We start from the raw sequence: 16823 nt of genomic DNA on the forward strand, positions 1-16823 counted from the left end.
ACAAACGGACCTATGTTGTCTTTGCCGGCAGACGAAAACTTTTAATACTAACACTAAAAACAGATTTGTAACAATGAAGAAAATTACAGCAATTTCAGTTGTTTCCCTGCTTTTACTCGCTTCCTGCGGCGGCAAGGGAAAGGATGCCGCTTCCATGGATTATGGATTGGAAGAAGCAAACGAGGTAATATCCTATTACAACACAAGCATCGACATCACCAAGAAAATGGTGGACATGGGAGAGATCTCCAAGATTATCGATTATATGCAGAAAAACGGTAAGACTCTTGTAGCGCCCGTTGTTATCCGCACGCCGGTTTCCGCAACAGACACGACTGCTTTATTGAACCCCGGCGATTGCTTCCCGTCCTCGGCTGCCGACAGTCTGAAGATGTACTACCGTCGTTTCTTCGATGTGTCCAAGCGTCTGTATGCCAATTATGATGCTTACCGCGCCTACATCAAGGCCGAAGACTATAAGGACGACAACTATGCCAAAGGTAATGAAATCTGTAAGGAAGAGAAAGAGTTGGCAGAACAGATTCCCGGACTTCGTTCCCAAATCTATGCCCTGCTTACTCCCTATGCCGATAAAGCCGAAGAGGCCACACTGATGGATAATCCGCTGAAGGACCATATCCTTGCCGGAAAGGCTTTGATTTTTGAGATAGAGAAGACTTTGGAACTCTATTCGCCCGAAGCCAAGAAGGAAGATTTGCAGGCTGCTTACAATGCTGTCAACGCCAAGAAAGAGGCAGCTTCGAAGTTGGAGAAGAAAGCGGATTTCCAGAGTGAGATGTCGAACTACGATAATTTGCTGAAGTATGTGGACAAGTTCCTGGGAGAACTCCGCAAGCAACTGCGCGACGGAAAGTTCACCGAGGATGGTTATAATGATTTAGTATCCGAATATAATGACGTAATCAGCCGTTACAATAGTTTTATAAACTGATCGGCGTTCGGAATACAGCCGGTGTCCGGGAAGAACTATGAGTATCTTCTCGGATACCTTATTAATATGGCGAGTACGGCGCAGGCTCCCATGCAGAACGGGTAGTACAGATTGCCTATGATGCTGAGCGGCGAGATGCCCGCCAGTCCTGCGGCTATCAGCATTTGTGCGCCGTAAGGGATAATGCCCTGAATGAGACAGGAAAATGTATCCAGTATGCTTGCTGTTTTCCGGCGGTCCAGGTGAAAGCGTTTGGCTATGTCTTTGGCGATGGGACCGGTGGTGATGATGGCAATGGTGTTGTTGGCGGTGCAAAGATTGGCTACACTCACCAGTGCGGCTATACTGAATTCCGCACCCCGCTTGCCTGTGACGTGGCGGGTGAGGCGGGTGATGATAAAGTCGATACCGCCGTTGTAGCGGATTGTTTCCAGCATTCCGCCTGCCAGCAGGGTGATGATGATAAGTTCGCCCATACCGGTGATACCTGTTCCCATAGCGCCGAACCAATCAAAGAAAGCGGTGCTTGCATTCATGTTTTCGGCAGGAGTGACGCCGAAGACGCCCGTTGCCGTGCAAATGCCGATGATTCCCGTAGAGACGATGCCAAGTAGCAAAACCACCATCACATTGACTCCGGTTATTGCCGTACCCAGTACGATAAGGTAGGGGATTACCTTTATCCATTCAATCTCGTATATCTGCGGAACGGCGGATAAGGAAAGTCCCTGAATTACATAGATGCCCAGTACCACCAGTGCAGCCGGCACTACAATCATGAAATTTATTTTGAACTTGTCCCTCATCACACAATCCTGCGTTTTGGTGGATGCAATGGTGGTGTCTGATATGAAGGAAAGATTGTCTCCGAAGAACGAACCGCCCACTACAATGGCTGTCATATAAGGCAGGTCGATACCGGTTTTCTCTGCCAGTCCCACCGCTACCGGAGTCAGGGCAACGATTGTTCCCACGCTTGTACCGATGGATAGGGAGATGAAACAGGCAGCGATGAAAATACCCGCCAGCAGCAGGTTGTCCGGCAGGATATGCAGGGTCAGGTTTACAGTGGCGTCGATAGCTCCCATCTGTTTGGCGCTTTGTGCAAACGCTCCGGCAAGGACAAATATCCATATCATCAGCAATATGTTCTTGTTACCGGCGCCGACGGAGAACTGATAGATGCGTTGTTCCAGCTTCAGTCCCCGCGTAATGGCAATGGCGTAGCAGGACGACAGCAGAAAAGCTACCGTTATCGGCACTTTATAGAAATCATTTATAAGCAGTGATGTGATGAGGTATAAACAAAGAAATACAGCCAACGGACTCAGCGACCACCAGCCGCCCTTTTGCTTGGGAGAGGTATTTGTATCTGCGGACATACTTTCTATCATGAGTTTATAAGAACGATTGTTTTGAGTAAATCGGCTGCAAAGATACAAAAACGGATGGAATTCTGGTCATATCTAAATATTCGGACAGAAGAACAAAAGAACAAAAAAGGAAAAATTTTATTTTTCTGGTAACATTACCTATTTTTATTCTTTTGTTCTTCTGTCCGAATCATTGTGGAATACCCGTCAACATCAGACGGTAATTCCGTGCACTCGGGCTATGAGCGCTTGCCGTTACAGTGTCACCCCTGTCTTGAAAATGGCGATTTCTTTATAACCTTTCTTTTCATTGTTCACAAACTCGCCGCTTGCTACGCGGATAACGTAGTCGACGAAACGTTCGCAAGTCTTTTCCATCGGTTCGTTTTCAAGGATAACGCCGGCGTTGAAGTCAATCCAGCCCGGTTTGTTCTTGGCGAGGGTGGAGTTGGTGGAAATCTTCATGGTCGGTACGTACGTTCCGAACGGCGTTCCGCGGCCTGTTGTAAACAATACCATGTGGCATCCGCACGAAGCCAGGGCGGTGGCGGCAACCAGGTCGTTTCCCGGAGCGGAAAGCAGGTTCAGGCCTTTTACTTTCAGGCGTTCGCCATAAGGAAGTACACCTTCCACATAGCTCTTGCCGCACTTCTGGGTGCATCCCAAAGCCTTGTCTTCCAGTGTGGAGATACCACCTGCCTTGTTGCCCGGCGACGGATTCTCACCTACCGGTTCGCCATGCGAGAGGAAGTATTCCTTGAAGTCGTTAATCAGCTTTACGGTTTCTTCAAACAGTTCTTTGTTGCGGCAACGGTTCATCAGGATTGTTTCCGCACCGAACATTTCGGGCACTTCCGTCAATACACTCGTACCGCCTTGTGCAATGAGGAAGTCGGAGAACATGCCCAGCAGCGGATTAGCCGTAATGCCGGAGAATCCGTCGGAACCGCCGCATTTCAAACCTACACGCAATTCGCTCAGAGGCACGTCCACACGTTCGTCCTTGCTGGCTTTCGCGTAGAGTTCGCGCAGCAGTTTCATGCCTTCTTCGTATTCGTCGCCCACTTTTTGCGTCACCATGAACTTTACACGGTCGGAATCGTATTCACCCAAAAACTCGCGGAATACATCCGGCTGGTTGTTTTCGCATCCCAAACCTACCACAAGCACGGCGCCTGCATTGGGGTGCAGCACCATGTCGCGCAGTATTTTCTTGGTGTTTTCGTGGTCATCGCCCAGTTGCGAACAGCCGTAGTTGTGCGGGAATGCCATGATTGCATCCACGCCTTTGCCGTCTGTCTCGCGGCGCAGGCCTTCTGCCAGTTGGTTGACAATGCCGTTTACGCAACCCACCGTGGGGATAATCCATATTTCGTTGCGTACTCCCACATCGCCGTTTTTGCGGCGGTATCCTTTAAATGTCAGGTCCTTGTGCGGAATGTCCAGTTTCACTTCGGTGGGGTTGTACGTATATTCCAGCAGTCCGGCAAGATTGGTCCTGATGTTGTTTTCGTTCATCCAGTCGCCTTGTTTCCGTGCGGTGCGGGCGTGTCCTATGGGATAACCGTATTTAATTACATTCTCGCCTTCCGCAAAATCTTTCAGCGCGAATTTATGTCCGGCGGGGATATCCTCGTTCAGGATGATTTCCTTGCCGTCTACTATGAGTTTTTCACCGGCCGGAAGTGCTGTGATAGCCACCGCAACGTTGTCGGCCGAGTTGATTTTCAGGTACTTTGTTTCCATATACTATGTTTTAATTGGTTTCGTTTGATAGTGTCGTATTACAGTTCCATTGCCTGATTGCCCGGCACTCTTATCTGTTATAATAGAATTCTATATTTTCTTTTGTCAGCAAGTCAATCGGCATGAAGTTCTCCCTTGCGATTTCTTTTTTCAGAATCAGGTGGTCGCACAGCGCTTTGATGCCGTCGAAGCCCTGCAGGGTAGGCTGTTGGGCAATAAGGAAGAAAATGCTTCCTTCTTTCAGGCAGTCCACATTGCGTTTCAGCAGGTCGTACCCCATGAGGTTGAAATCCGTTTTCCGGTGTCTTTGCAGGTACTCTCCGATGATGTATGCTTTGGAGTTGAATGTGATGCCGTTTTTTACGGTGGGATGGGCGCGGAAGAAATCATCCAGCATCTGTGCATCTTCACCGTCGCGTTTGGCGTGCAAGTCCAGTTCCCAGATGCGACAGCCGGGATGATGCTCGCGCATATATTCTCGGAAACCGATTTCCCGCCGTTCCTGTTGGTTCGAACCTACAATGCCTTCGTTTATCTTGCGGAAGATAACGATTTCCTGTGCATCCTCACCGGCAAGCAGCATCAGCATACGTGCGGCAAAATACCCGCTTTGGTGTGAATTCTGTCCGAAGAAAGAGAGGGCGGGAGCTTCCTTGATATTCGAGTCTATATATATATAAGGTATATCCAGCTTTTCAAGTTCATCGGTAAAGGGAGTGGTGTACTGCGGGGCAGTGGGGGCAAACAACACACCGTCGGGCGTCATTTCCACGATACTGCGGGCTTCCCGGGCGAAGGAGCGGTAATCGTACGGGTCGTAGTACCTCAGCTTCACAGTGATGTTGAAATCCGAGTAGGTGGTCAGCGCTTCGTGTATGCCGCTTTCCACTTCGGTCCAATATTCTCCGGTTTCGTGCTGGGGTAGCAGGCAAGCAAAGGCGTACTTCTTGTTGGAAGCCAATGCGCTGGCGTACATATTGGGCTGGTAGTTCAGTTTCTCCAGAATTTCTTCCACGCGTTTGCGGCTGGCTTCCGACACTCCGCTACGTCCGTGGATGACGCGGTCTACGGTTCCTACCGACACATCGGCCATCTTGGCGATGTCTTTGATTCTTATTCTTTCCGGCGTATTCATGGTTTTACTCATGGCTTTTTGTGCCCGTGCACAATAATAATCTAAATATTTTCGATACAAATATATAACAATTTTTGTAATTACGAAAATTGTTGTATATTTGTGCCCGCACACGAAAGCTATGAAGAACGAGCTGTCTTTTAGTTTACTCTGCATGGTATCAGGTGTTTAGCTTTTTAATAGGAGCTGATGTGATAATTTGAAAGAAACAATTTAATCATAGTATTTAATAAAAACATAGAATTATGGGAAAGAAAGTCGTTACATTAGGTGAGATTATGTTGAGACTGTCCACTCCGGGCAACACTCGTTTCGTACAGTCCGATTCTTTTGATGTAGTATATGGCGGCGGTGAGGCTAACGTTGCTGTCAGCTGTGCTAACTACGGTCATGATGCTTACTTTGTAACAAAATTGCCGAAACACGAAATCGGTCAGTCGGCAGTGAACGCTTTGCGCAAATATGGTGTAAAGACAGACTTCATCGCACGTGGTGGCGACCGCGTAGGTATCTATTATCTGGAAACCGGTGCATCTATGCGTCCCAGCAAAGTGATTTACGACCGTGCCCATTCTGCAATTGCTGAAGCCGATGCAGCGGATTTCGATTTCGACGCTATCATGGAAGGTGCAGATTGGTTCCACTGGTCAGGTATCACTCCCGCTATCTCCGACAAGGCTGCCGAACTTACCCGTCTGGCTTGCGAAGCTGCCAAGCGCCACGGCGTTACGGTATCGGTAGACCTTAACTTCCGTAAGAAACTTTGGACAAAGGAAAAAGCTCAGTCCATCATGAAACCGTTGATGCAATACGTAGACGTTTGCATCGGTAACGAAGAAGACGCCGAACTCTGCCTCGGTTTCAAACCCGATGCCGATGTAGAAGGCGGTAAGACAGATGCAGAAGGCTACAAAGGCATCTTCAAGGCTATGGCTAAGGAATTCGGTTTCAAATACGTTATTTCTACATTGCGTGAATCATTCTCGGCAACGCACAACGGTTGGAAAGCAATGATTTACAACGGTGAGGAATTCTACGAATCAAAACGTTACGATATCAATCCGATCATCGACCGCGTAGGTGGCGGTGACTCTTTCTCAGGCGGTATCATCCACGGTTTGCTGACTAAGCCCAACCAGGGCGCTGCCCTCGAATTCGCAGTGGCTGCTTCCGCTTTGAAGCACACTATCAACGGTGACTTCAACCTCGTTTCAGTTGAGGAGGTAGAAGCGCTGGCAGGCGGTGACGCAAGCGGTCGTGTACAACGCTAATGATTTTTTTCAGGCACGGATTCCACGGATTCCGGTGTAATAATCACGCAAAGAACACGCTACTAATCCGTGTCTGAAAGAACAGAAAAAGAGTTATTTCCATACATTAAATTACTGATTAATACAATGGCAAAATTTGATAAAATAGCCGTATTGAACAAAATTGGTTCAACCGGTATGGTTCCTGTATTCTACCACAAAGATGCAGAAGTGGCAAAGAAAGTAGTGAAAGCTTGTTACGATGGTGGTGTTCGTGCATTCGAGTTTACCAACCGCGGTGACTTTGCTCACGAAGTATTTGCAGAAGTTGTGAAGTTCGCAGCAAAAGAATGCCCTGAAATGGCTATGGGTGTAGGTTCTATCGTAGACCCTGCTACTGCGGCACTGTACCTGCAATTGGGTGCAAACTTCATTGTAGGCCCGTTGTTCAACCCCGAAATCGCTAAGATTTGCAACCGCCGTTTGGTAGCTTACACTCCGGGATGCGGAAGCGTTTCAGAAGTTGGTTTCGCACAGGAAGTAGGTTGCGACCTTTGCAAGATATTCCCGGGTGATGTACTGGGCACTAAACTTGTAAAAGGTCTGTTGGCTCCGATGCCGTGGTCTAAGCTGATGGTTACCGGCGGTGTGGAACCGACACAGGAAAACCTGACTTCTTGGATTAAAGCCGGCGTATTCTGCGTAGGTATGGGTTCCAAGCTCTTCCCGAGCGATAAGGTTGCTGCCGAGGACTGGACTTACGTTACGGAGAAATGTAAGGAAGCTTTGGCTTACATTGCAGAAGCAAGAAAGTAATTATTATATTTCATTTTGTTTAAAGGTGTTTAAAGGGGACAACCATCGAGGTGCTACGGCACTTCGGTGGTTTGTTTTTTTATACCCGGTGTAATGCTTTCGGCGGATAGTGTGTCACATTGGTAGCATTTTAACTGTTTACAAGTGTAAAAGAGACGCTTAATCTCTAAAACAATGTTATAAAACACACACTTCTTTCCCCTCCTGTTTGCGCACACGGAAAAAAGTATTACCTTTGCAATGCAGTTGGGAAATTGCTCTTATAAAAGAATAAAAAGATAAAGTTTTCAGTATAGGTAATTAGTTAAGAGGTAAAAAGATTGAATTAATTCATAGGTAAAAGTTTTAGATTAAAGTAGGTAATTAGAAAAAGGTAAAAGTTAAACATTAAGTGTTATTTAATAGGTAATTGAAGTTTGTTTTTTAGAGGTAAAAAGAAAGATTGATTTTCAGGTAACAAAAATTTGATGCAAGTAAAAAAAGAAAAGCCTTTGGGCTTTTCTTACACGAGGCGAGGGGTTCGGAAGAGCTTGCTCGTTTTTTTATTTCTGTATTTTATGCTCACTTTTTTGTATATTCTGTCCAAACTCTTCCCGTTTTTTGTATCTTTGTAACGAATGTCCGGCAGGCAGGCTTTCCGGAACATAGAACAACAGGCTTAAATTGCATGGATTTTGGAACACTTGTTATATACTCTTGATTGGTTGCTATACATTTTATTCGCGATAAATGTGGCATATCTGCTGGTGTGCAGTCTGGCATCGCTGTGCCGTTACAAGCCGTTCGTTACCGCACCGGCCCGGACAAGCAAGCGTTTTGCTGTGTTCATTGCCGCTTATCGCGAAGATGCGGTTATATTGCCTACCGTGCATGCCTGTCTGGCGCAGGATTATCCGGATGACAGATATGATGTTGTGGTTATTTCGGACCACATGCGGCCCGAAACCAATGCAGTTTTGTCTTCACTTCCCATAAAGCTGCTTCAAGTCGATTTTGAGAAGAGCACCAATACCAAATCCCTGCAAGCAGCCCTCGGATATTTGGACAAAGCCGCTTACGACATAGCATTGGTAATAGATGCGGATAACATTATTGCTCCTTCCTACCTGTCCGAGCTGAACGATGCTTTCTCCGTGTCCGGCGTCCGGGTGGTACAGACACATCGCGTGGCCAAGAATCTGAATACCGGTATGGCCTATCTGGATGCAATCAGCGAGGAGATAAACAATTCCATATTCCGTTTGGGACATGTCAATTTGGGAATGTCGGCGGCTCTGATAGGTTCGGGGATGGCCTTTGAATATCCCTTGTTTTACGATGCGATGATGGATAACACTTCTGTGGGCGGTTTTGACCGCGTGCTGGAAATGAAGCTTCTTTATAAGAGCATACACATTCATTATCTGCCCGATACTATCGTCAGGGACGAGAAGATACAGAAAGCGAACAGCTTTTACAAGCAGCGTCGCCGTTGGCTGTCCGCCCAGTATTACAGTTTCTTTGAGTTTGCCAATCACCTGCTACCTGCCATTCGCAGCGGGAAGTGGGACTTCTGCGATAAGCTTTATCAGCAAATCTCTCTTTCCAGAGTGTTGCTGCTGGGCTTTGTGTTCATAATTTCCCTCGCACATTCCCTGTTCGCGTCTCCGTCGGCCTGTAAATGGTGGGGGATATTCATACTGTTGCTGTTGGCGCTGGCTCTCGCCATTCCCCGCAAATATTGGAAATGGCGTTTGCTGAAAGCGGTTTGTTGGGTTCCTTACTCTTTCCTGCTGATGCTTTTGAACCTGTTCCGGCTGAAGGAAGCGAACAGGCGGTTTATTCATACCACGCACGGAGTCGATTGAAAAATTATGCCATGGAACGGAACATCCCCGAAATATCAGTGATAGTGCCTGTATATAACGTCGAGCAATACTTGGCCGAATGTATAAGCAGCATTTTATCGCAAACGTTTACTGATTTCGAGTTGCTGTTGGTAGATGACGGCAGCCCGGACCGTTGCGGGGAAATCTGTGATGAATATGCGGGTAAGGATAAGAGAGTAAGAGTTTTCCATCAGGAGAATGCAGGGTTGAGTTGCGCCCGGAACAAAGGGCTGGAGCACGCATCGGGGACTTATATTGCATTTGTCGATTCGGACGATTACGTCACTTCCACCTATTTGCAGGAGCTTTACGCATCATTGCCTGCCGATAAGTCTCAAAGAGGAACGGTAATCTGCGGGTTCGATAAACTGTTTCCCGACGGTTCTTTGCATACCGTTCATGTTCCGCAACAAACCATCTTGCCGATGGACTGTTCGCGTGTGCTTGCAGAACTGGTTGGAAAGTACGTAATGTATGCCTGGGCAAAGCTGTATGACAACAGGCTGATAAAGGAACACGGTATCCGGTTTGTTCCTGCTGTGTCGGGATTGGAAGATATGCTCTTTATGCTCGACTATCTTCCTTATTCGGATTATCTGCTTATCCGCGATACTTCCACCTATATATATAGGGTGGGATATTCTATGGCTACATTATCCACTTGCATAAAAGATTTCCGCAGCGAATACGCCGCTTTTTCCAACTATCTGGAAAGAGTATGCCGATATAAGGAAACCTATCGGTTGGAGGATTCCTCTTTGGTCGGGGTATGGGATTCATTAACGGTGTTTTTTCATAAAATCCTGTTGGCAATCTATAAGAAAGAGAATCATTATAGCCGAAAAGAGCGGATTGTTTTTTTGCGTCAGTTGCTTTCATCCCACAGGAGGTGGATAGAAGAATGCTTCTCTCCCCGGTATAAGGTGGATAAGTTCTCAAGGTTTTTGCTGGTCAATGTCGGTGCGGTTGCTTTTGATGTGTGGATGCGCTGCCTGTGGGGAATTAAGTTCAGGTATATGTTTGGAGCGGAAAGATGATGGAACAATGTGTCATATCTGTAATAATACCGGTCTATAAGGCAGAAAAATACCTTTCCCGTTGTATCGCAAGTCTGCTTGCCCAGTCTTTTACAGCTTTTGAATTGTTGTTAATCGATGACGGCAGTCCTGACAACAGCGGCAAGATATGCCATGACTGGGCTGAAAGAGACTGCCGCATCCGTGTGCTGCATCAAACGAATGCAGGTGTCAGTACGGCCCGCAACAAGGGGCTGGATGAAGCGAAAGGAGAGTATATCGTTTTTGTCGATTCGGACGATTATGTAGGTACGGACTATCTGAAACATCTCTATGAGGAAAGGCCTTTGAATCTGGACTCCATTGTTGTACAGGGATTTACAATTGTGTCGGAGCAGGCAGACAGGCAATATACAACCTCTTTTATTCCGTCGGTCTATACCGGTAGAGATGTCAGGGAGCTGTTTCTCAATGATGAGATGCGGGATATGCGGGGACCGGTTGCCAAACTTTTCAGCCGGGTTCTCATTGAGCGGTTGGGGTTACGCTTTCCAGCAGAGATTTCTTTCGGTGAAGATACGATATTCAATTTTCAATATTTGTTTCATTGCCGGCAGGTGGTTGTAGGCAGCCATGTAGATTATGTCTATTGCGACGTACCCGGTTCTTTGACAAAGCGTCTGAATGATTTTGCATCGGAGTATGCAACTTTCAAATTATATAAATCGATTACTGTACGGCTTGCCGGAAAGTTAGACTTGAATGTGGCGGATATGAGAACAGCTTTCTCCTTTGTCGTGCTGTTTTTCCAGCGTGCATTGATTGCCGACTATCGCTCTGCCGGGAAAGTTCCTTTCTCATTACGGACACAACATTTGCGCCGGTTGGCAGCGGAACAGCGCTCTTTTATGAAAGAGTTTTATCATCCCGGATATAAAGCGGACAAGTGGGGCAGGCAGTTCCTGTTGCATGGTTTCTGCTTTTGTTATAATCTCTATATGTCCATACTTTGCAGTTGCCTGTTCAGGTACGTATTCGGTTATTCCGAAAAGGCATAGGGCAGGTCTGGTTTCATTTTACGATAAGAAGAAATGGAAATTCTATATTCAATCATTATTCCCCATAAGGACATACCTTGCCTGTTGCAACGGTGTCTCGATTCCATTCCGCCCAGGGACGATGTGCAGATTATCGTGGCAGATGATGACAGTTCCCCGGATGTTGTGGACTTTGCTCATTTTCCGGGCAGTGACAGGGCGGATGTGGAGATTCTCTTTACCAAAGAGGGCAGAGGAGCCGGTTATGCCCGTAATTGCGGACTTGCCAGAGCCAAAGGCAGATGGCTGGTATTTGCGGATGCCGATGATTTCTTTCTGCCCGGCTTCCTGAACGTATTGGATACTTACCGGAATACGGACTATGACTTGATTACGTTCCGTGCGGAAACAGTCGATTCGGATACACTGGCTCCGGTTCCGTCACGCCAGGTCCATAATGGGAAAATAGCGGAGGACATGGACCTTGAAATTCTGAAATACCGTAACGACGTACCCTGGGCTAAGATGGTTTCCGCAGAATTGGTGCGCAGATACCGTATTTGCTTTGATGAAACGGTTGCCGCCAACGATGCCATGTTTGCCGCTTATGTGGATTACCATGCCCGTAAAGTAGCGGCATGTTCCGGGTATGTTTATTGTGTCACAGTCAGAAAAGATTCATTGCAGTATGGAGTGCGGTCAGACACTCTTCTTGCCCGTGTAAAGGTTGCTTGCCGTTACAACCGCTTTTTGCTGGATATAGGGCGTAGCGATAAGGTACTTTACAGTTATTCCCGTGTGACGGATTGCCGCAAGCACTTCGGCAGTAAAGGATATTGTAGAGCTTTGTGTATTTATCTTCGGTTTGAAAGTTGGAAAAACATATACAGGACTTTTGCAGAACTGTTGAAAAGTAAGTTTCATTGTACTTCCATAACCAAGGTTTTATAAATAATGTTTTACAATGTCAGAATCCCGCCTCCATAAAAGCTATCTGAATGCGCGTGTCAATGTATTCTTTTACCTTGTCACCCTTTTCATCTCCTTTTTCTCCAGGAAGATATTTCTTGAGAAACTGGGGGCGGACTTTGTCGGGCTGACGAGTACGATGCAGAACCTGCTTGGATTTCTCAATCTGGCGGAGCTGGGCATCGGAGCTTCCATCGGCTATGTGCTTTACAAACCGATTTTCGACGGAAATCGGGACAGGATAAAGGAGATTGTCTCGGTACTGGCTTATCTCTATCGTAACGTAGGACTGCTGATTTTGGGTGCGGGACTGCTTTTGGCCTGCTTCCTGCCCTATATATTCGCCGATGCCGGCATTCGCCTTGGAGTAATCTATTTTGCTTATTTTGCATTTTTGACTTCCGCTCTCATCAGTTATTTTGTTAATTATCGGCAAACCCTGCTGGGCGCCGACCAGCGCAACTATGTAGTCACTGTTTATTTTCAAACGGCCAATATCGTCAAGATTCTCCTGCAAATAGCATTGGTATGCTACGTGGGCAGTCTTTATCTGTGGATAGCCATTGAACTGACATTCGGCATTTTGTATTCGTTCATACTGAACTGGAAGATAAACCGGGTATATCCGTGGCTGAAGTGCAGTGTGTCGGAAGGCAGACTGAAATATCCGGAGAATAGGATTATTGTGCGTAAAGCCCGTCAGATGTTTGTGCATAAGCTGGCGGGAATGGGCAGAACGCAGCTTTTGCCTTTTCTGGTCTACGCATTTACTTCATTGAAACTGGTGGCGTATTACGGTAACTATATGCTGCTGCTCACCAAGCTGAATCAGTTTGTCGATAACTTTCTGGGCAGTACCGGCGCAGGGGTGGGCAGTCTGATAGCCGAGGGGGATATGAAGCGTATCCAGCAGGTATTTTGGGAGTTAAGCTCATTGCGCTTTTTGATAGCCTCGTTTCTGACGTTCGCGTTGTATCATCTGATGGACCCGTTCATTACGGTGTGGCTGGGCGAGGAGTACATACTGCCCCGTTCCGTCTTGATTGTGATTCTTACCAACTTCTTTATCAGTCAGTTCAGGGGTACGAACGACCAGTTCATTTTCGGTTACGGACTGTTTCACGACACATGGGCGCCGGTTGCCACACTGGCGATAACAGTAGCGGTGGCATTGGCAGGCGGCTATTTGTGGGGACTTCCGGGAGTATTGCTGGGAGATATAGCCAGTTCGATAACCGTTATCAGTATCTGGAAGCCTTACTTCCTTTACAAAGAGGGGTTTAAAATGTCCGTGAAGTCATATTGGAAAAATATATTCCGGTATCTGCTGCTTGCCGTTCTTGCATGGGGGCTGACGGATGCGGTACTTTGTTTCCTTCCGTTGGCGGAGCCGTCCCGGGGATATGGCATGTGGATTGTATATGCGCTGGTCTCCTCTCTGGTATTTCTGCTGATATTGTGCAGCAGCTTCTATTGCTGTTCGGCAGGGATGCGTTCGCTGGTGAAGCGTTTGCGGCGTAAATAGAATGCATACATGTGGAGTTTATTATAGTTTATCCCCATTAAACTGAAAGTTTATTCCTATTGAACCGGAAGTTTATTCCTAATAAACTATGAGTTTAATGGGGATAAACTTTTATCGGTACTGAACGAACATTCCCCGATAAGTGCCGCATAGCGTTGCCTTGGCAAGTGTGCCTTGTCCGTGCAGCAGATATACGGCCGCTTTTTTAGGAGCGGCGAGGATGCAGAGGTAGGTGCAAGACAGGTATTTCCTGATGCCTTGCAGATTCCGGCGGGCGAAGAGCACGCGGGCGCGCGACAGGTAGAACTCCCGCATCGGACTGCCTCGCTTCGCCGTCATGCTCTCTTTGTGGTAGACTACGGCAGTAGGTTCGTACCATAGGCGGTAACCGGCTTTCCTAAGCTGTGCAGACCAGTCCAGCTCTTCGTAAAAAAGGAAATATATTTCGCTCATGGGGCCTGCATCCTGTAGCGCCTGCCGGCTTACCATCATGGCGGCTCCGTGCAATGAGGCGGTTTCGCAGGGAGTACGGAAGCGCGGGCCGTCCTGTTGCATGAATCCGATGGATGTGTTGCGCAGTGTAAGGGAACTTAGAGGAGTGAAGCCTGCATATTGCAGGATGTCCGGACAAGCAGCGAATTTCAACATGGGCGATACGCCGCCGTTACGTTGCGGGTCGCACTCCATGCGTCGTACCAACGCATCCAGTACCGGTTCTTTGATGAGGGTGTCGTTGTTGATGAAAAAGAGATAATCTCCTCCGGCGGCTTTCAGTCCGGCATTGTTGCCGCCGGCAAATCCGTTGTTGATGTTCCGCACCACTTTGACCGGAGGAAAGGAGGCGGGGTTGTCCGATGCAGGGCTGCCTGATAAGGAGCCGTCCGGTACGAGGTTACTCCTGTATCGTTCCTGTATTTCTTCCGCTTCGGGCAGGCGCGAACCATTGTCCACAACGATGATTTCGTAGTGCGGATAGGTTTCGTGGTTGCGGAAAGAGTCTATCATTTCGCAGGTATCGCGCAACCCGTTATAGTTGACGGTGATGATGGAAACAAGCGCTTTCATGGTCTTTTCCTATTTTTTCTTCAGCCAGAATACAGCCCAGTTTCTGAAGCTTACATATTTTCCGAGCCGCAGGCGTCTGAAGCGGCAGGCGGTTTCTGTTTTTTCAAGCAGCGACATCCGGTGTCCCGCCCAGATTACATCGTTCAGGGTGTAGGACAGGTATTTGCGGATGAGCGTTTTCCATTCGGGATGTTCTTGCCCGAGTGCCTGCATTTGGGTACATACGGTGGTGTATCCCTCGATGTTGCGCATTCCGAAGCGACTGGTCATAATGGAGTGGGGACGTATCCTTCGCCCGAAGAAAGCCTCGGGAACGTAGCACGTTCTTTGTGCATTCAGATAAATCATCATAGTGAAAGAATGGTCTTCGTGGATAATGCCGGGATGAAAGCAAGTGAAGCATTTTTTCAGGAACAGGCGATTGACCATGCACAGGTAAACGGGAGTGAGGAACAGGCGGTTGCTCAGCTCATAATCCAGCATTTCCATGCCGGAATGTACGGATTCGTCTATTTTCCCTTTTCTGTCATAATTGGGAATATTCTGGCTGTCAGCCGACTCCGTCAGCGGTTTTGCATCGAAGAAGATGAAGTCCAGTTCTCTTTTCTCGCACAAATCATGGCAGCGCCGGAGGGCTTGCGTATCCAATATGTCGTCACTGTCCATAAAATATATGTACTTGCCGGTAGCATGCAGCAATCCTCGGTTGCGTGCAACGGATAATCCCTGGTTGGGCTGCGCGTACCACCGGATTCTTGCGTCGCGTTTCGCGTATTCTTCGATGATGCCGCGGCTTCCGTCGGTAGAGCCGTCGTCGATAAGGATTATCTCCAGTTCTTTCAGGGTCTGGCCGCAAATGCTGTCCAGCGCCTTGCGCAGGTAGGCAGCCGTGTTGTATATGGGGATGATAACGGAAACTTCGGGCATGGTATTTTACTTTTTTATTCGGACAATCTGTTCATACACTTTTTTCATCTGTTCTTCCCAAGAAAGGTGTCGGATGGAATCTCTTATTTCCCGAGGCGTCACGGTCATGTGCTGGAAGAACTCTATCAGGGCGGGGATGCTGACGGGACTTTCGTCGGCGGGCACTTTCAGCGTGTAGGGCATGCGGTCGAAATCATCGTCCGTTTCGGAGTAGACGAAGCCGAACCCACGCGCCGCATATTCCCTGTTTTTCAGGGTCTTGATGTTGTATATGCCGCTGCGATGCCGTGCCAGACTGCCTATGGCAAAGTCTGCCCGGTTGAAAAGCGCGTCCAACTCCTCGCCATGCTTTGCTCCGTACAGGGTGACGAACGGCTGCAAGCAGTACCGGCGGATGAGTGTTGCAATGTCTTTCTCTTCCCGCCTGCCGCTCGGTTTGCCTATCAGATGGAAATAGACTTTATATTCGGGGTTGTTGCCGTAATATGCTCCCAGGCCTTTCAGCAACCGGTCGAAACCATGCCAGAAGTGGATTTCGGCAGCTCCTATCAGGTGGAGTTCCTTGCTCGTGCCGTGCCGGGGAGAGCGCAGGGGGATGCGGGCGAAATCTATTCCGTTGGATATGCGGATGGTGGGGCGACCGAATATCCGGTCATCGCTGGAGAAGGTTACAATGAAATCGACGTACCTGCAGAACGCATGGCGGAACAGCTTGTCCGTGTACAACTGTACTTTCTCCATGCCGGAAGAATATTCGTGGTCATAGGGATATGTGGGTATCTCCAGCAGCACTCTTACACCCTGCTTTTTCAGCATCCTCACGAAGTGTATGGTAAAGGGGTTGGCGTTGTGATAGGAGCGGATATATACGCATTGTATGCCTTCCCGGCGAACGTATTGCAGGATAGGGGCGAACGACAGCCGTTTTTTTATTTTGGCGGGTATTCCTTTGCCCAAATCGGCAAGCACATCTTCGTCTATCATCCACTTCCGGCTGCCGTCGTTGCCAACCTCGTAGTGGCAGGTGCGTACATCTGTCCCGCATAGCCTGAGGGCGTCCGCCTGGTATCTGATTTTCTTACTGATACCGTTGTATTCCTGAAATCCGTAAAAGACAAGAAAAAGGGTTTTCATGGGCGGAGGT

14 protein-coding genes are annotated in these 16823 nt (G+C 47.9%); 8 read left to right on the forward strand and 6 right to left on the reverse strand.

What is annotated here, in order from left to right:
- Positions 1-73: 73 nt before the first annotated feature.
- Positions 74-952 (forward strand): DUF6845 domain-containing protein, encoded by an 879-nt coding sequence (locus NQ565_RS10635; RefSeq protein ID WP_005653090.1) that lies wholly within the window; start codon positions 74-76, stop codon positions 950-952.
- 35 nt (positions 953-987) lie between these two features.
- Here NQ565_RS10635 and NQ565_RS10640 read toward each other — a convergent pair whose 3' ends face one another.
- From NQ565_RS10640 to NQ565_RS10650, 3 genes are all read right to left on the reverse strand, one after another.
- Complete coding sequence (locus NQ565_RS10640) at positions 988-2334, reverse strand: Na+/H+ antiporter NhaC family protein (RefSeq protein WP_040315587.1); 1347 nt, start codon at positions 2332-2334, stop codon at positions 988-990.
- 246 nt (positions 2335-2580) lie between these two features.
- The gene (locus tag NQ565_RS10645) at positions 2581-4071 is read right to left on the reverse strand and encodes a UxaA family hydrolase (RefSeq protein WP_005653087.1); all 1491 of its coding nucleotides are present in this window, start codon (positions 4069-4071) and stop codon (positions 2581-2583) included.
- A gap of 70 nt (positions 4072-4141) precedes the next feature.
- Positions 4142-5218, reverse strand: coding sequence for a LacI family DNA-binding transcriptional regulator (locus NQ565_RS10650; RefSeq protein WP_231292977.1), 1077 nt, complete (start codon positions 5216-5218; stop codon positions 4142-4144).
- 233 nt (positions 5219-5451) lie between these two features.
- Here NQ565_RS10650 and NQ565_RS10655 point away from each other — a divergent pair, with 233 nt between their 5' ends.
- From NQ565_RS10655 to NQ565_RS10685, 7 genes are all read left to right on the forward strand, one after another.
- Positions 5452-6477 carry a sugar kinase gene (locus NQ565_RS10655; RefSeq protein ID WP_005653084.1) on the forward strand — a complete coding sequence of 342 codons (1026 nt, stop codon included), beginning with the start codon at positions 5452-5454 and terminating at the stop codon, positions 6475-6477.
- A 126-nt stretch (positions 6478-6603) separates the two neighbouring features.
- Positions 6604-7272 (forward strand): bifunctional 4-hydroxy-2-oxoglutarate aldolase/2-dehydro-3-deoxy-phosphogluconate aldolase, encoded by a 669-nt coding sequence (locus NQ565_RS10660; protein WP_016662773.1) that lies wholly within the window; start codon positions 6604-6606, stop codon positions 7270-7272.
- A 674-nt stretch (positions 7273-7946) separates the two neighbouring features.
- Positions 7947-9119: a glycosyltransferase family 2 protein gene (locus NQ565_RS10665; RefSeq protein WP_005653078.1), complete on the forward strand. Its 1173-nt coding sequence runs from the start codon at positions 7947-7949 to the stop codon at positions 9117-9119.
- A gap of 11 nt (positions 9120-9130) precedes the next feature.
- Entirely contained in the window at positions 9131-10177 is a 1047-nt protein-coding gene (locus NQ565_RS10670; RefSeq protein WP_005653077.1) for a glycosyltransferase family 2 protein, read from the forward strand.
- Positions 10174-11214, forward strand: a complete 1041-nt coding sequence (locus tag NQ565_RS10675; protein WP_005653075.1) for a glycosyltransferase family 2 protein — start codon at positions 10174-10176, stop codon at positions 11212-11214. The genes NQ565_RS10670 and NQ565_RS10675 overlap by 4 nt, the downstream gene beginning before the upstream one ends.
- A 33-nt stretch (positions 11215-11247) precedes the next feature.
- Positions 11248-12144: a glycosyltransferase family 2 protein gene (locus tag NQ565_RS10680; protein WP_005653073.1), complete on the forward strand. Its 897-nt coding sequence runs from the start codon at positions 11248-11250 to the stop codon at positions 12142-12144.
- 13 nt (positions 12145-12157) lie between these two features.
- Positions 12158-13687 carry a lipopolysaccharide biosynthesis protein gene (locus NQ565_RS10685; protein WP_040315577.1) on the forward strand — a complete coding sequence of 510 codons (1530 nt, stop codon included), beginning with the start codon at positions 12158-12160 and terminating at the stop codon, positions 13685-13687.
- Positions 13688-13798: 111 nt separating this feature from the next.
- Here the strand turns inward: NQ565_RS10685 and NQ565_RS10690 are convergent, their stop codons facing one another.
- From NQ565_RS10690 to NQ565_RS10700, 3 genes are read right to left on the reverse strand one after another with little or no spacing between them, the layout of a single operon-like run.
- Positions 13799-14752: a glycosyltransferase family 2 protein gene (locus NQ565_RS10690; protein ID WP_005653066.1), complete on the reverse strand. Its 954-nt coding sequence runs from the start codon at positions 14750-14752 to the stop codon at positions 13799-13801.
- Positions 14753-14761: 9 nt separating this feature from the next.
- Positions 14762-15679 (reverse strand): glycosyltransferase, encoded by a 918-nt coding sequence (locus NQ565_RS10695; RefSeq protein WP_005653063.1) that lies wholly within the window; start codon positions 15677-15679, stop codon positions 14762-14764.
- 6 nt (positions 15680-15685) lie between these two features.
- Positions 15686-16813: a glycosyltransferase family protein gene (locus NQ565_RS10700; protein WP_005653060.1), complete on the reverse strand. Its 1128-nt coding sequence runs from the start codon at positions 16811-16813 to the stop codon at positions 15686-15688.
- Positions 16814-16823: the final 10 nt, after the last annotated feature.

The organism is Bacteroides stercoris ATCC 43183, from assembly GCF_025147325.1.
Lineage (GTDB): Bacteria > Bacteroidota > Bacteroidia > Bacteroidales > Bacteroidaceae > Bacteroides > Bacteroides stercoris.